We start from the raw sequence: 15235 nt of genomic DNA, 5'->3' as shown, positions 1-15235 counted from the left end.
ATTTTAAGAAACTCTCAGCGATCTGAGTGCGAATACCCGTTTTGCAAAAATCAGCAAAACGTATGTGAGAAAGTGCTGAGAATTATCGGTGTCATCGTTAGTGTTACATATCATGATAAGCGAATGCGCAACGAAGACAAAAACTCTTTACACTCAAACTAACAGATAGCTCAAGCTTTTGTCCAAACTTTGACAAAGGAATTCGAAATTATACCCAAATAACCTTAGGTTGAAGAGTGATAGTCCCAAATCTTGGCGAAAATGTCCTAAACAATAAACAAAATAGCCAGAGCGAATGGCTCTGGCTATTTTTGAATTCCGGTCGTTTATACAGCTTTCACTTCAATGGTATCGGCACCGCGTGACGCTTTCAGCATTGCCGTACGTTTAGTTCGGTCAATTACATCACCGACCAACTGACCACATGCGGCATCAATGTCATCACCACGTGTTTTACGAACCGTAACTGTGTGCTCGTATTGCATCAATGTTTTTTGGAAGCGATCAATACGTGAGTTACTTGGTTTCTTGTAAGGTGAACCTGGGTACGGGTTAAACGGAATCAAGTTAATCTTACATGGTGTGTCTTTCATCAATTCAGCCAGTTCACGAGCATGGTCCATGTCATCGTTCACATGATCAAGCAACACGTACTCGACTGTTACCTTGCCACGGTTTGCATTCGATGAAGCAATGTAACGACGAACGGATGCTAGGAAATCTTGAATATCCCAACGATCGTTAATTGGCATGATTTCACTACGCAGCTTATCGTTTGGCGCATGAAGAGAGATCGCTAACGCAACGTCGATTTTGCCCGTCATCTGATCAAGACCAGAAACGACACCTGATGTTGATACGGTTACGCGACGCTTCGACAAACCAAAGCCAAGGTCATCCAACATTAACTCCAGTGCTGGAATCAAGTTCTTCATATTAAGAAGCGGCTCACCCATGCCCATCATCACGACGTTCGTAATTGGGCGACGGCCTGTTTCTTTCTCAAGACCAATTTCACGTGCAGCACGCCACACCTGACCGATGATCTCTGAAACTTTCAAGTTACGGTTAAAGCCCTGCTGTGCTGTTGAGCAGAACTTACATTCCAATGCACAACCTACTTGAGAAGATACACAAAGCGTTGCGCGATCATCTTCTGGAATGTAAACCGTTTCTACATCCTGATCACCAACCTTCATTGCCCACTTGATCGTGCCGTCTGAAGAATGCTGAGCTTCTGCTACAGTTGGTGCTTTAATTTCACACTTGTGTAAAAGCTTTTCGCGCAGCTTCTTGTTGATGTTTGTCATTTTTTCGAAGTCATCTACACCGAAATGGTAGATCCACTTCATAACCTGATCGGCACGAAACGCTTTCTCGCCAAGTTCTTCCGCGAAAAACTGACGCATGCCTTTGCGATCAAAGTCGAGTAGATTGATTTTTTCAGTGGTCATGTTGCCTCTCAATGACTGAAACAAGAATAAGGGCGCGAATTGTACAGCCTTTATGCAGCTACAACAAGGGGTGTAAGACCCTGAGTTTGCTAAGGCATTAAAATAAAAACGATTAAATTTTAATCAGAATTTACGGTGAGAATAATGATTAGACAACCGACAACAAAAGCGTAGAAGTGGTACAGAGAAAACAGTGAGAACAAACACACGTAACTAAGCTTTCACCCCTGTAAGATGCTCAGATTAGCCAACATCTTCGCGAATAATTACGAATGAACTCGCAGGTGAAATGGAGAACGCGGAATAAAAAACCTCGGACAATTCCGAGGTTATTACGAACTAGATCATCACGCAAAAGTGATGCATGAACGAGTTAGCGAGTGAAAACTTCTGATTCAGGGAAGAAAAACTCAATTTCACGAGCGGCAGACTCAGGGCTATCTGAACCATGAACTGAATTGTGACGCATGCTGAGTGCGTAATCAGCACGCAAAGTGCCACATGCCGCGTCCTCTGGGTTGGTTTTACCCATTAGCTCGCGGTAACGTGCAATCGCATTTTCGCCTTCCAATACCTGAACCATAATAGGACCAGATGTCATGAACTCTTTTAGAGGAGGGAAAAACTCTTTACCTTCATGCTCTGCATAAAAGCCGCTTGCCTGATCTTCTGTCAGGTGAACCATTTTGGCAGCGATGATACGTAGGCCAGCCTTTTCAATACGATTGTAGATTTCACCAATTAGGTTTCGCTCTACAGCATCAGGCTTAATGATTGAAAATGTTCTTTCTAGAGCCATAAAATTTCCTTTCTGTACTTGTAATAATAGTTGTGCTTTTAAAGTGACTTACTGGGTAAGAGCAGCACTCAAACAAGAGAGTGCTGCAATCAATCTTATTTTCCAGCTTGCTCATTGAGGAAACGAGCAAGTGTACGAACACCCATACCCGTTGCTCCCGCAGCCCATTTATCAGAAGCGGCTTTACGATACGTACCCGCACAGTCGAAATGTAACCAGCCTTTTTTGTAGTCCTCAACGAAGTAAGACAAGAATGCAGCTGCAGTACTTGCACCCGGAGAATAATCACCAGAGCTGATATTCGATAAATCGGCAAAATTAGATGGCAGCATTTCTCGATGGAAATCAGCAAGTGGTAGCGGCCACAAGCCTTCTTTTTCCTGGTTTGCCGCCGTAAGCGCTTGATGCGATAGCTCATCATCAAAGCTCATTAGCGCATGGTAATCGTTACCTAACGCATTCTTCGCTGCGCCTGTTAGCGTCGCGCAGTCAATGATTAACTCAGGCTTTTGCTCACTGGCGTAGATAAGACCGTCTGCAAGCACCAAGCGACCTTCCGCGTCGGTATTCATAATCTCAACGGTTTTGCCGTTTTTGTAAGTGATGATGTCGCCAAGCTTAAGGGCACGGCCAGAAACCATGTTCTCAGCACAACACAAGATCAGTTTTACGCGCTTGTTTAAACCGCGCAAGATAGCTAATCCTAGGCCACCAGTTATAGTACCCGAGCCACCCATATCTGCTTTCATTGCACTCATGAAGGTAGAAGGCTTCAAGCTGTAACCACCGGAATCAAAGGTGATGCCTTTACCCACAAGACATGCGAATACAGGTGCGTTTTCGTCACCAGTTGGGTTGTAGTCTAACTGAAGCATCGCAGAAGTACGCTCAGAACCACGGCCTACTGCGTAAATACCTTCCCAACCTTCTGCCAACAAGTCTTTGTCTTTGACGATACGAGCTGTCACCGTGCCTTTCGGCGCAACAGATTTGATGAATTCAGCAGCCATTGTCGCTAGCTGACGAGGAGCAACTTCTTCTGCCGTTTTGTTGATAATATCGCGGGTAAAATCAGTCGAAGTAATACGAGCTTGAAGCTCTGCTTGCTCTTCATCAGACAATGCTGCCCACTCAACTGAGCCATGTTTTTTAGGGTTACGGAACCCTTGGTGGAAAGCCCATACGCTCTCTAGATCCCAGTTATCACCAGAAAGAAAAATAGAACGAATTCCTTGGCCATCTAGCTGACGAGCTGCACGTTGAATTGCGCCGAGATCATGACCTTCACCTAAGTGAATAGTTGCGCCGTTTTCAGCGAATGAAAGCAGTGCTTTTTCACCCCAATGTGGTGCTGCCGACTCTTGACTTAAAAATACAGACATCTGTGTAGACATGGTTTCTCCTTGTCTTATAGCAGCGTTGCCTACGCTGCTTCTTTTTAATAACTCACGGATGTTAGCATTATGTAGGGCAAAAATGTCAATTGGATAAAAAAACGGACCTAAAGGTCCGCTTTTTTTAGTAAGAATTGTTAACTAGGCTGTGTTTTACAGACTTAGTCTGCTTCGTCCATCCAGCACATGATAACGGCTTCTAGAATCTTTTCATTAGAACGGTTTGGCTCATCGTCAAACTCATCTAACTCCATGATCCATTGATGAAGATCGGTAAAACGCACTGTTTTTGGATCGACATCTGGAAACTTGTCACAAAGTTCAATCGCGATATCGCGAGAATCTGTCCATTTCATTGCTCATCTTCCTTTTGCTTCTTCCCTATATTGGGAAGATAGTTTTAGTGATCTTCTGAAGCGTGGTTTAGTGTGTATTTAGGAATTTCTACCACCAAGTCTTCATCAGCAATTCTCGCCTGACACCCTAGGCGTGACTCAGGCTCTAGACCCCACGCTTTATCTAGCATGTCGTCTTCTAGTTCTTCACTTTCTTCGAGTGAATCAAAACCTTCACGGATGATTACGTGGCAGGTAGTACACGCACATGACTTCTCACACGCATGTTCAATACCGATACCGTTTTTTAGCGCTACGTCTAGAACGGTGTCACCAGAGTTTGCTTCCAACACTGCACCTTCTGGGCACAAATCGTCGTGTGGTAATACAATAATCTTAGGCATAACTACTTATCTCTTATATATCGTCTACTGATTGACCTGACAACGCAGCTCGAATCGATTTATCCATACGGCGTGATGCGAAATCTTGGCTCGCTTTATCGGTATCTTTAATGCCCTGCTCTATCGCATCTGCATCATCACCATTACGCAGCTCAATCAAGGCTTCGATGGCTTTAATCAAGTTTTGTTTCTCTTGTTCTGATAGTAAGTCATCACCATCAGCTTGCATCGCTGCAATCAAACCTTCTATCACTCGGTCGGCTTCAACACGCTGCTCAGCTAAGGCACGAGCTTGCATGTCTTCTTTTGCGTGCGTCATTGAATCACGCAACATATCCGCCACTTCATTGTCACTTAAGCCGTAAGAAGGTTTTACTTGAATCTCTGATTGAACACCAGTGCTCTTCTCCATTGCCGTAACAGAAAGAAGGCCATCAGCGTCAACTTGGTAAGTCACGCGAATATGTGCCGCACCCGCTGCCATCGGAGGAATACCTTTTAACGAGAAGCGAGCAAGTGAACGACAGTCATCAACCATTTCACGTTCACCTTGTACCACATGAACACTCATCGCCGTTTGGCCATCTTTGAATGTGGTAAATTCTTGCGCACGCGCAACGGGAATCGTAGTGTTGCGGGGGATGATCTTCTCGACCAAACCACCCATGGTTTCAATACCGAGCGACAGTGGAATCACATCAAGAAGCAACATTTCAGAGTCAGGTTTGTTACCCGCTAGGATATCAGCTTGAATACCCGCACCGATTGCAACAACTTCATCTGGGTTAATGCTTGTCAGAGGTGTGCGACCAAAAAACTCGCCTACCATTTCACGAACCAACAATGTACGGGTTGAGCCGCCAACCATGACGACCTCGAGTACTTTATCTGCGTCGACATCCGCATCTTTTAATGCGCGACGACAAGACATCAGTGTTTTCTTCACTAGCGGACGAATCAGATCTTCGAACTGCTCGCGAGTCACGGTGCCTTTCCAGCCAAAAACGTCAACGTCAACACTGTCTTGCTCAGAGAAAGCAATCTTAGCTTCAGTAGCAATGTTCAACAGTATACGGTTCTTTTCTGCAGAAAGCGGCGCTTCTAGACCCGCTTGCTCCATTAAATAATCGGCAAATAGATGGTCGAAGTCGTCACCGCCTAATGCAGAATCGCCACCTGTTGCTAATACTTCAAATACGCCTTTCGATAAACGTAGGATAGAGATATCAAAAGTACCGCCACCTAGATCGTAAACCGCAATCACACCTTCTTGACCAGAGTCTAGGCCATAAGCAATTGCCGCAGCGGTTGGTTCGTTAAGTAGACGGAGAACATGAAGACCAGCTAATTTCGCCGCATCTTTTGTACCTGCACGTTGCGCGTCATCAAAGTAAGCAGGAACGGTAATAACTACACCAGCTAACTCACCACCTAACGTATCTTCAGCTCGCTTACCCAATACTTTTAGGATGTCCGCAGATACTTCAATCGGGTTTTTGTCACCTTGAGGTGTTTGCAGAATTGGCAGGCCGTTTTCACTCTCTTTAAAACGATAAGGAAGTGAAGAGTAACGGGACTGAATGTCCTTTAATGAACGACCGATCAAACGTTTTACAGAGATAATCGTGTTCTCTGGTTCAAACTCTGCTTTGGCTTTGGCTTCGTGGCCGACCGTTAACGTTTCCTCAGCGTAATTAACGACTGAAGGTAAAATAGTACGGCCCTGCTCGTCCGCAAGTGGAGTTGCATCGCCGCTACGTACAGAAGCAACCAAAGAGTTGGTAGTACCTAAGTCGATACCCGCTGCTAACTTATGCTCATGAGGTGCCGAGCTTTGGCCCGGTTCTGCGATTTGAAGTAGTGCCATGATAGGTCCTTGTCACGCTTACTAGCCGAGGAGTTTGTCTTCGACTAGCTCAATTTCGTTCTTTAGTTTGGCAATGAATTTTAGCTTACGAACTCGGTCTGCGGCTTCAGTCCATAGACCATCATCAAGCTCTTGCTCGACGCTTGCCAGATGCTGTTTGTACATTTTGCTGACCTTAGAGTCGAAGTCAAAAAGCGCCGATTCAGGATCGGACTTGTCAGCAATCTCTTCCAGTTCTTCGCGCAGTTCCATTTGCTCCATTAAGAACATCGGATCTTGCATTGTTTGCTGTTCACCTCGGATCTCAACACCTTGCTCTGCGAGGATATACTCGGCGCGAGAAATAGGATTTTTCAGAACTTGATAGGCATCGTTGATTTGCGCCGCCTTTTGCACCGCCATCAAACGGTCACGTTCTGAGCCCGTTGCAAAGTTATCCGGGTGGAAGCGTTTTTGTAGTTCTCGGAACTGAGAAGAAAGAAGGCTACCATCCAGCTTAAACTGACTTGGTAGCCCAAATAATTCAAAGTGATTCATTAAGTTCGGGTCCTAGTAAAGCCTTCCGGACTCGTTTGCCCAGAAGGACAATCAATTAGACGTTGAAGCTTTCACCACAACCACATTCACTTTTCGCGTTAGGGTTGTTGAATTCAAAACCTTCATTCAACCCTTCTTTCACGTAATCCAATTCAGTACCATCTAGGTACACTAAGCTCTTTTGATCGATGATAATTTTCACTCCAGAGAGTTCAAATACTTCGTCTTCTTCATTGAGCTCATCAACAAACTCAAGTACGTATGCCATGCCGGAACAGCCAGTCGTCTTCACTCCAAGACGTAAACCGATACCTTTGCCTCGGTTATCTAGGAATGCTCTTACGCGACTTGCCGCTGATTCTGTCATTGTGATGGCCATACTGCACCTTAGTCTGTCTAAATTTCGATTGGAATGGGAGCGTCAAAGCTCCCATTATATTACGGAATAATTATTCTTGGTGTTTTTTCTTGTAGTCAGCAACCGCTGCTTTGATTGCATCTTCAGCAAGAATAGAACAGTGAACTTTCACTGGTGGAAGCTCTAGCTCTTCAGCAATCTCAGAGTTTTTAATTGCTGCCGCTTCATCAACTGACTTACCTTTTACCCACTCAGTTACTAGTGAGCTTGATGCGATTGCACTACCACAACCGTATGTTTTGAACTTCGCATCTTCGATGATACCTTCAGGTGTCACTTTGATTTGAAGCTTCATTACGTCACCACACGCAGGAGCGCCAACCATGCCGCTACCTACTGATGGATCTTCTTTATCGAATGAACCAACGTTACGTGGGTTCTCGTAGTGATCAATTACTTTTTCGCTGTATGCCATGATAAATTACCTCGAATCCTCTATTTCAATCCCTGAGATTAATGGTGAGCCCATTCAACAGTGCTCAAATCAATCCCTTCTTTGTACATATCCCATAGAGGAGACATGTCGCGTAGCTTAGTCACTGCAACGCGGATTTGTTCAATTGCGTAATCAATTTCTTCTTCAGTCGTGAAACGACCAAACGAGAAACGAACCGAGCTGTGAGCCAATTCGTCATCCATGCCTAGGGCACGAAGAACGTAAGAAGGCTCAAGGCTTGCAGACGTACAAGCACTACCAGAAGATACCGCTAGATCTTTAAGCGACATTAGTAGTGATTCACCTTCTACGAATGCGAAACTGATGTTTAGGTTGTGTGGTACACGCTGCTCAAAGTCACCGTTTACCGTCACTGCTTCTAAGTCTTTCACGCCATCAAAAAGACGGTTACGAAGCGCTAAAGCATGATCGTAATCTTTTTGCATGTCTTCTTTTGCAATGCGGAATGCTTCACCCATGCCTACGATTTGGTGAGTAGGTAGTGTACCAGAGCGGAAACCACGCTCATGACCGCCACCGTGCATTTGCGCTTCAAGACGAATACGAGGCTTACGACGTACGTAAAGTGCACCGATACCTTTAGGACCGTAAACTTTGTGAGCAGAAAGTGAAATTAGATCAACTTTCATCTCTTGAACGTCGATTGGTAATTTACCTGCAGATTGCGCAGCGTCCACGTGGAAAACAATTTTACGCTCACGGCACAGTTCGCCGATCGCTGTAATGTCTTGAACCACACCAATCTCGTTGTTTACATGCATAATAGACACAAGCACGGTGTCATCACGCATGGCTGCTCTAAGCTTCTCTAGATCGATCAAGCCATTTGATTCTGGCTCAAGGTAAGTCACTTCAAAGCCTTCACGCTCAAGTTGACGACATGGGTCAAGAACGGCTTTGTGCTCTGTTTTACAAGTGATTACGTGCTTGCCTTTCTTCGAGTAAAAGTGCGCTGCACCTTTAATCGCAAGGTTGTCTGATTCTGTCGCACCAGATGTAAATACGATTTCGCGAGGATCTGCATTTAGAAGGTCAGCAATTTGCTCACGAGCAGTATCGACCGCTTCTTCTGCCTGCCAGCCGTAACGGTGCGAACGTGACGCTGGGTTGCCAAATGTGCCATCCATTGTCATGTACTGAACCATTTTTTCAGCAACACGTGGATCAACTGGACATGTAGCGGAATAATCAAGATAAATCGGCAGTTTCATTCTCTACTCCAATGTAAAAAGCTGACCGCTAAGAGCGGACGTTTACACCGATGGGCGCGGCGGTTGTATTTTTGTTTGATAGCCCATGGGTTACCGCCAGATCAATGTCCTGACGATCAGAAATTTCGAGTACTTCATTGTCTGTCATCAACTCACCAAGAGTGATGTTATTCAAAAAGTCACTAATGCGAGAGCTTAGGTCACGCCACAGCGTGTGAGTAAGGCAACGTGTTCCACCTTGGCAATCTCCTTTACCTTGGCATTTGGTTGCATCTACTGACTCATCAACGGCAGCAATCACGGTACCAATAGCGATACTGTGAGCGTCGGCACCAAGTCGGTAACCACCACCAGGACCACGAACGCTGGCAACGAGACCTGCTTTACGCAATTTTGAAAATAGCTGCTCTAAGTAAGAGAGCGAGATCCCTTGACGCTCTGAAATATCAGCCAGAGGTACAGGGTTTTGTTGCGAATGCAGTGCCACATCCAGCATGGCTGTCACCGCATATCTTCCTTTAGATGTAAGTTTCATACCACACCGTATCCACATGGTTTGTAATGGTTAAGATTTTTCCATACCTGAGTAATTTGGTCAAGTATTTATTTGACCATTTTACTCAGGTATTCATCCTTACATCTAAAGTGGTTATTATTCACTCAGAACTTCTTTTCTATCGAAGTCAAAACGCCTCGTAGAATATTAAGTTCTTGGGTTTCTGGTCGAGCACGAGAGAACAAACGGCGCAACTTATTCATCACCTGTCCAGGTTGCTCTTTGTTAATAAACTGGGTCTCAACCATCACCTTTTCAAGATGCTCGAAGAACAATTCGAGTTCTCGATGACGCGGGTATTCTTCCGATTCATTTGGGGAAAACTGGCTTTGCTCTAAGTTCAAGTGTGCAACTCGCACTTCGTAACTGAGAGTTTGTACAGCCATCGCTAGGTTAAGCGAGCTGTACTCAGGATTAGCGGGAATACAAACATGGTAGTGGCACTTTTGTAGCTCTTCGTTTGTCAAACCAGTTCTTTCTCGGCCAAACACGAGCGCAACCGGATGCTTTCGGCCTTCAACTGCAAATTTCTCACCGCATTCACGTGGCTCGAGCATTGGCCATTCTAATGTACGAGAGCGGGCGCTAGAACCCACAACAAGGCCACAATCTTCAACCGCTTCTTCTAATGTGCCGACAATCTTTGCATTTTGAGCAATATCACCAGCACCCGCAGCTAAAGCAAGAGTTTGTTCATCCACTTCACATTGTGGATCGACTAATACTAGTTGGTTTAAACCCATCACTTTCATTGCTCGAGCTGCTGAGCCAATATTGCCTGAATGAGAGGTACCTACGAGTACAATTTTTACTTGATCCAACATCTGTGTTTGCTACCTAAATTAAAACCGCAGAATGTTATCATAGTTTTTTAAGACACCCTAGAGGCAAGCAGACCTCTCTTCTCATTCTTGGTTATTGTTCTCGTCCGCAGTATGATCTGTACACTCAGTCGGCCGCAATTAGAGTAAAAAATAACCACTTCCCTTTTTGATTATCTCTGGTATACTCGCCGCCGCTTTCATTTGTTCTTTAACATCCGTTGGGAAATTCGTATGCATCCAATGCTAAACATTGCTATTCGCGCTGCGCGAAAGGCAGGCAATCATATTGCTAAATCATTAGAAAACACTGATAAAGTAGAATCTACTCTTAAAGGCACTAATGACTTTGTCACTAACGTAGACAAAGAAGCAGAATACATCATCATCGATACTATCAAGCAGTCTTACCCTGAGCACTGTATCGTTGCTGAAGAACAAGGTCTTATCGAAGGTAAAGATAAAGACGTACAATGGATCATCGACCCACTGGATGGCACCACTAACTTTGTAAAAGGTTACCCAACTTTCGCGGTTTCTATCGCTGTTCGTATTAAGGGCAAAACTGAAGTTGCTTGTGTTTACGATCCAATGCAAAACGAGCTATTCACTGCACAACGCGGTGCCGGCGCTCAACTAAACAGTGCACGTATTCGTGTTGCTCAACTAAAAGACCTTCAAGGTACTGTTCTAGCAACAGGCTTCCCATTCAAGCAGAAACAACACGCTGAGTCTTACATCAAGATCGTTGGTGCGCTATTCACTGAATGTGCTGATTTCCGTCGTAGCGGCTCTGCTGCTCTTGACCTTTGTTACGTGGCTGCTGGCCGTGTTGATGGTTACTTCGAGCTAGGCCTAAAACCTTGGGATATGGCAGCAGGTGAGCTTATTGCTCGTGAAGCTGGCGCAATCCTAACAGACTTTGCTGGCGGCACTGACTACATGAAGTCTGGTAACATCGTTGCTTCAAGCGCTCGTGGCGTAAAATCTATCCTTAAGCACATCCGCGAAAACGGTAACAGCGCGATCCTTAAGTAAGATTTGAAAGTCATATATAGCCCGTCACGCTGATGACTTTAGAAAGCCCCGCTCATTGAGCGGGGCTTTTTTATTTCGAACAATCAGCCTGTTTGTAGAAACGGTCGTAGTCAGATAAGTGGTCTATTTTTACGTGCTTAACCTTCCATATTTGTTCCTTCATTAAAAACTGCAGCGAAACCGTGACTGGCTGGTATACATCACCAAAGCCGTTTACAGAAAGACATCCAACTCCTCCATCCTCACTGTACTCTTCAAAGTAAGACAGCTCTGTAACCAAACTTGATGGGATAGATGATAAAAATGGAAATTGATGACCAAATTTTATTGGGTGAGACTTAATACTGTTCAGCTCTTCAATCGATAGATTTGGTCCTGCCATAGCTTCTACCACCTCTATATACTGCATCTTGTATAAATTATTACGTATATCAAGGTAAGTATCGTGGAGTGGACTTGCGATGCAGGGCGTTGAAACACTTAGTAAAACCGGAATAGGTAGAATTCTATTTAGCATAACCAACTAAACCCCAGCTTCACGGAGCGCTTGATCAATTTTACTCGGCTTAAATCTGTACTTACAAAGCCCCCACTCGCACTGCTCTAAAAGCTCACGGACATTTACCTGCCCAGTAACTCCAAAGGAAACAACACCAAAAAGAGAAACACTCCCACTGTATGTCAAAACACCATCACGAGTAGTTTTAAAAGTAACAGAAACGGCTTTTAATTTTATGCCCAGCTCTTCAACCATTTCTTTTGAAACTTCAAACTTAGTAAATCCAAGCTCACCAGATAAAGTTACTTTACCTGACTCATCAACTGCTAACTTGAACCTTTTCCCTCCAGTAACTAGCTTGGTGGTAACACCTTTATTGTGCTTGTAAGAAATCTCTACAAACTTCAGTAACTGTACTTTTATTTCAGCTTGCCTTGACATTATTTCCTCCCGAAATTGTTGAACATACTTCCGATATTCAACTCAATCAAAAAACTACAATTCAAGCTGGAAGTACCTCAAAAAAAAATGAAACTTTCAAATCTATCAGGCATAAAAAAACCGCTGATTGTTCAGCGGTTTTTGTTTTCGGTTCTCAATCTGCCTTATGGCATTTCGTCGAACTCTGCACCCTCTTTTTCTACTTGAGGTGGCATCAAGTGCTCTTTCTGGATACCCAGTTTTAGAGCCAGTGCTGATGCTACGTAGATAGAAGAGTAAGTACCTACAGTGATACCGAGTAAAAGTGCGGTTGCAAAGCCGTGAATCATAGCACCACCCTGCATGAACAGTGCAATTACCACGAACAACGTCGTACCAGATGTAATCAATGTACGGCTCAACGTTTGAGTGATTGAGGCGTCCATAATGTCTGAAGGTTCACCCTTACGCATCTTACGGAAGTTTTCACGAATCCGGTCAAATACAACGATGGTATCGTTGAGTGAGTAGCCCACAACCGTCAGTAGCGCAGCTACGATAGTCAGGTCAACTTCAATTTGTAGAAACGAGAAGACACCTAGCGTGATAATTATATCGTGAGCCAATGCCATTACCGCACCAGCCGCTAGACGCCATTCAAATCGCATCGATACATAAAGCAGAATACAGATCAGCGATACCAAGATCGCTAGACCACCAGCTTCTGTTAGCTCATCACCAACGTTGGGACCTACGAACTCAATACGACGCATTTCTACGCTTTCGCCAGTACCATCTTTGATAGCACCAATGATTTGGTTACCTAGCGTTTCACCAGAAACGTCATCACGTGGACGAAGACGAACCATGACTTCACGAGCACTACCGAAGTTTTGTACTGTCGCATCGCCAAAGCCTTTTGAATCTAGTGCTGCACGAATCTCTTCAAGGTTTGCTGGCTGTTCAAAACCGACCTCGATAAGAGTACCGCCAGTGAAATCTAGACCCCAATTAAGCCACTTGGTTGACAAAGTGAAGATAGAAGCAGCAATCATTATAATTGAAAAAACGAATGCTACTTTCGACCAACGCATAAAGCCGATCGTCTTCTCTGCTTTTAGAATTTGAAACATATTAATTCCCAGCCTTAGATCGACAATTTATCAACGCGTTTGCCACCGTAGATCAGGTTCACGATACAACGTGTACCAATAATGGCGGTGAACATTGAAGTTAAGATACCGATAGATAGAGTAACTGCGAAACCTTTCACCGCACCTGTACCGACCGCAAATAGAATGATTGCAGTAATTAGTGTTGTGATGTTCGCATCAGCAATCGTGCTGAATGCATTCGCGTAACCTTGGTGAATCGCTTGTTGTGGACTACGTCCATCACGAATTTCTTCACGGATACGCTCGAAGATCAGTACGTTCGCATCAACTGCCATACCGACTGTTAACACGATACCGGCTATCCCCGGAAGCGTCATGGTAGCGCCTGGAATCATCGACATAACACCAATGATAAGCACTAAGTTTGCCATTAGAGCAATGTTTGCAATCAAACCAAAGCCGCGGTAGTAAAGCAGGGTAAATAGCATTACGGCAACCATACCCCAGATACATGCTTGGATACCCATATCGATGTTTTGCTGGCCCATTGATGGACCAATGGTACGTTCTTCAACGATAGAGATAGGTGCAATCAGTGCACCAGCACGTAGTAAAAGTGCTAGGTTGTGTGCTTCTGCAGCAGAGTCGATACCTGTGATACGGAAGTTACGACCAAGAGCCGATTGAATCGTTGCTTGGTTGATGACTTCTTCATGCTTATCCAGAATAACTTTGCCTTCAGGCGTACGACGGCCACTGTCTTTGTATTCTGCAAACACGGTAGCCATTAGCTTACCAATGTTCTTCTTAGAGAACGCAGACATCTTATTACCACCTTCGCTGTCTAGCGAGATGTTAACTTGTGGACGACCATATTCATCAACACTTGAGCTTGCATCTGTGATGCTTTGACCGCCAAGAATAACGCGCTTCTTAAGCACAACTGGGCGACCATCACGGTCCATCTTGATTTCACTACCTGCTGGCGCACGACCATTTGCCGCTGCCGATAGGTCAGCTTTATCATCAACTTCACGGAATTCAAGCGTTGCCGTAGCTCCGAGAATTTCTTTTGCACGAGCAGTGTCTTGAACACCAGGCAGTTCAACTACAATGCGACTAGCACCTTGACGTTGAACCAATGGTTCCGCAACACCTAGTTCGTTGACACGATTACGTAAAATCGTAATGTTTTGCTCAACAGCATAGTTACGGATCTCTTGTAAACGTTGCTCAGTAAAGGTTGCAGTAAGAGCGTAACGGCCATTTGAATCAGAATCGACAAAAATCATGTCCGGGTGATTCTTTTCTAGCGTTGCTTTCGCTTCTGCTAATTGCTCTTCGTTACGCAACAACACTTCTACCGCTTCTTTTCCAGAAGGGCGGATTGCACGGTAACGAATCTTGGCGTCACGAAGTTCGCTACGGAAAGCTTCTTCTTGTTGACCAACAAGCTTTTCCATCGCTGCATCCATATCCACTTCCATTAAGAAGTGAACACCACCGCGAAGGTCAAGACCTAGCTTCAATGGTGACGCGCCAATCGCTTCTAGCCAATCGGGTGTAGAAGGTGCAAGGTTAAGTGCAACAATTGTGTCTTTGCCTAGCGCTTCGCTGATGACATCACGAGCACTGATTTGTGTGTCAGTGTCGTTAAAACGAACAAGAATTGATCCATCTTCGAGAGCAATGGATTTATGAGAAAGTTGCTCTTTGTTAAGAGCAGTAGTGACAGCATCCAGCGTTGACATATCTACAGAGGCGCCACGCGCCCCTGTAACTTGAATAGCCGGATCTTCACCGTAGATATTTGGAAGTGCGTATAACGCAGCGGTGATGATGGCAAAAAGCACCATCAAGTACTTCCATAATGGATAACGGTTTAGCACAGCGAGGATCCTTTAGCTGTT

17 protein-coding genes are annotated in these 15235 nt (G+C 44.7%); 1 reads left to right on the top strand and 16 read right to left on the bottom strand.

The window, feature by feature from the left end:
- Positions 1–326 precede the first annotated feature (326 nt).
- From R7Z78_RS21320 to trmJ, 12 genes are all read right to left on the bottom strand, one after another.
- Entirely contained in the window at positions 327–1454 is a 1128-nt protein-coding gene (locus R7Z78_RS21320) for a bifunctional tRNA (adenosine(37)-C2)-methyltransferase TrmG/ribosomal RNA large subunit methyltransferase RlmN (RefSeq protein WP_017633913.1), read from the bottom strand.
- A gap of 373 nt (positions 1455–1827) precedes the next feature.
- Complete coding sequence (ndk, locus tag R7Z78_RS21315) at positions 1828–2253, bottom strand: nucleoside-diphosphate kinase (protein WP_017633914.1); 426 nt, start codon at positions 2251–2253, stop codon at positions 1828–1830.
- A gap of 95 nt (positions 2254–2348) precedes the next feature.
- Positions 2349–3647 carry an aminopeptidase PepB gene (pepB, locus tag R7Z78_RS21310; RefSeq protein ID WP_017633915.1) on the bottom strand — a complete coding sequence of 433 codons (1299 nt, stop codon included), beginning with the start codon at positions 3645–3647 and terminating at the stop codon, positions 2349–2351.
- 161 nt (positions 3648–3808) lie between these two features.
- Positions 3809–4003 carry a Fe-S cluster assembly protein IscX gene (iscX, locus tag R7Z78_RS21305; RefSeq protein WP_005381711.1) on the bottom strand — a complete coding sequence of 65 codons (195 nt, stop codon included), beginning with the start codon at positions 4001–4003 and terminating at the stop codon, positions 3809–3811.
- A 44-nt stretch (positions 4004–4047) separates the two neighbouring features.
- Complete coding sequence (gene fdx, locus R7Z78_RS21300; RefSeq protein ID WP_005381713.1) at positions 4048–4386, bottom strand: ISC system 2Fe-2S type ferredoxin; 339 nt, start codon at positions 4384–4386, stop codon at positions 4048–4050.
- A 13-nt stretch (positions 4387–4399) separates the two neighbouring features.
- Positions 4400–6253, bottom strand: coding sequence for a Fe-S protein assembly chaperone HscA (gene hscA, locus R7Z78_RS21295; protein WP_017633916.1), 1854 nt, complete (start codon positions 6251–6253; stop codon positions 4400–4402).
- A 21-nt stretch (positions 6254–6274) separates the two neighbouring features.
- A complete protein-coding gene (hscB, locus tag R7Z78_RS21290) occupies positions 6275–6790 on the bottom strand; it encodes a co-chaperone HscB (RefSeq protein ID WP_005381716.1) in 516 nt (171 codons plus the stop codon).
- 55 nt (positions 6791–6845) lie between these two features.
- Complete coding sequence (gene iscA / locus R7Z78_RS21285) at positions 6846–7169, bottom strand: iron-sulfur cluster assembly protein IscA (RefSeq protein ID WP_005381717.1); 324 nt, start codon at positions 7167–7169, stop codon at positions 6846–6848.
- A gap of 70 nt (positions 7170–7239) precedes the next feature.
- Complete coding sequence (gene iscU / locus R7Z78_RS21280) at positions 7240–7623, bottom strand: Fe-S cluster assembly scaffold IscU (RefSeq protein ID WP_005381718.1); 384 nt, start codon at positions 7621–7623, stop codon at positions 7240–7242.
- Positions 7624–7661: 38 nt separating this feature from the next.
- Positions 7662–8876, bottom strand: coding sequence for an IscS subfamily cysteine desulfurase (locus tag R7Z78_RS21275; protein ID WP_005381719.1), 1215 nt, complete (start codon positions 8874–8876; stop codon positions 7662–7664).
- A gap of 28 nt (positions 8877–8904) precedes the next feature.
- Positions 8905–9411 (bottom strand): Fe-S cluster assembly transcriptional regulator IscR, encoded by a 507-nt coding sequence (gene iscR, locus R7Z78_RS21270; RefSeq protein WP_005381720.1) that lies wholly within the window; start codon positions 9409–9411, stop codon positions 8905–8907.
- A 125-nt stretch (positions 9412–9536) separates the two neighbouring features.
- Positions 9537–10256 (bottom strand): tRNA (cytosine(32)/uridine(32)-2'-O)-methyltransferase TrmJ, encoded by a 720-nt coding sequence (gene trmJ / locus R7Z78_RS21265; RefSeq protein ID WP_017633919.1) that lies wholly within the window; start codon positions 10254–10256, stop codon positions 9537–9539.
- Positions 10257–10487: 231 nt separating this feature from the next.
- Between trmJ and suhB the strand changes: the two genes are divergently transcribed.
- Complete coding sequence (suhB, locus tag R7Z78_RS21260; protein WP_005381722.1) at positions 10488–11291, top strand: inositol-1-monophosphatase; 804 nt, start codon at positions 10488–10490, stop codon at positions 11289–11291.
- A gap of 70 nt (positions 11292–11361) precedes the next feature.
- On the opposite strand, the gene R7Z78_RS21255 is transcribed toward suhB, so the two are convergent.
- The 4 genes from R7Z78_RS21255 to secD form a co-directional block, all read right to left on the bottom strand.
- On the bottom strand, positions 11362–11673 hold the full coding sequence (locus tag R7Z78_RS21255) for a hypothetical protein (protein WP_017633920.1): 312 nt from the start codon (positions 11671–11673) through the stop codon (positions 11362–11364).
- 141 nt (positions 11674–11814) lie between these two features.
- Positions 11815–12231 (bottom strand): hypothetical protein, encoded by a 417-nt coding sequence (locus R7Z78_RS21250; RefSeq protein ID WP_017633921.1) that lies wholly within the window; start codon positions 12229–12231, stop codon positions 11815–11817.
- A gap of 164 nt (positions 12232–12395) precedes the next feature.
- On the bottom strand, positions 12396–13343 hold the full coding sequence (secF, locus tag R7Z78_RS21245; protein ID WP_005383689.1) for a protein translocase subunit SecF: 948 nt from the start codon (positions 13341–13343) through the stop codon (positions 12396–12398).
- A 14-nt stretch (positions 13344–13357) separates the two neighbouring features.
- On the bottom strand, positions 13358–15214 hold the full coding sequence (gene secD / locus R7Z78_RS21240; protein WP_005381724.1) for a protein translocase subunit SecD: 1857 nt from the start codon (positions 15212–15214) through the stop codon (positions 13358–13360).
- Between the last annotated feature and the right edge of the window lie 21 nt (positions 15215–15235).

Origin of the sequence: Vibrio sp. 1167 (assembly GCF_033340375.1) — a bacterium.
Taxonomy (GTDB): Bacteria; Pseudomonadota; Gammaproteobacteria; order Enterobacterales; family Vibrionaceae; genus Vibrio; species Vibrio alginolyticus.
Note: the sequence above shows the minus strand (reverse complement) of the source record. Positions and strands in the feature narration are given on the sequence as shown.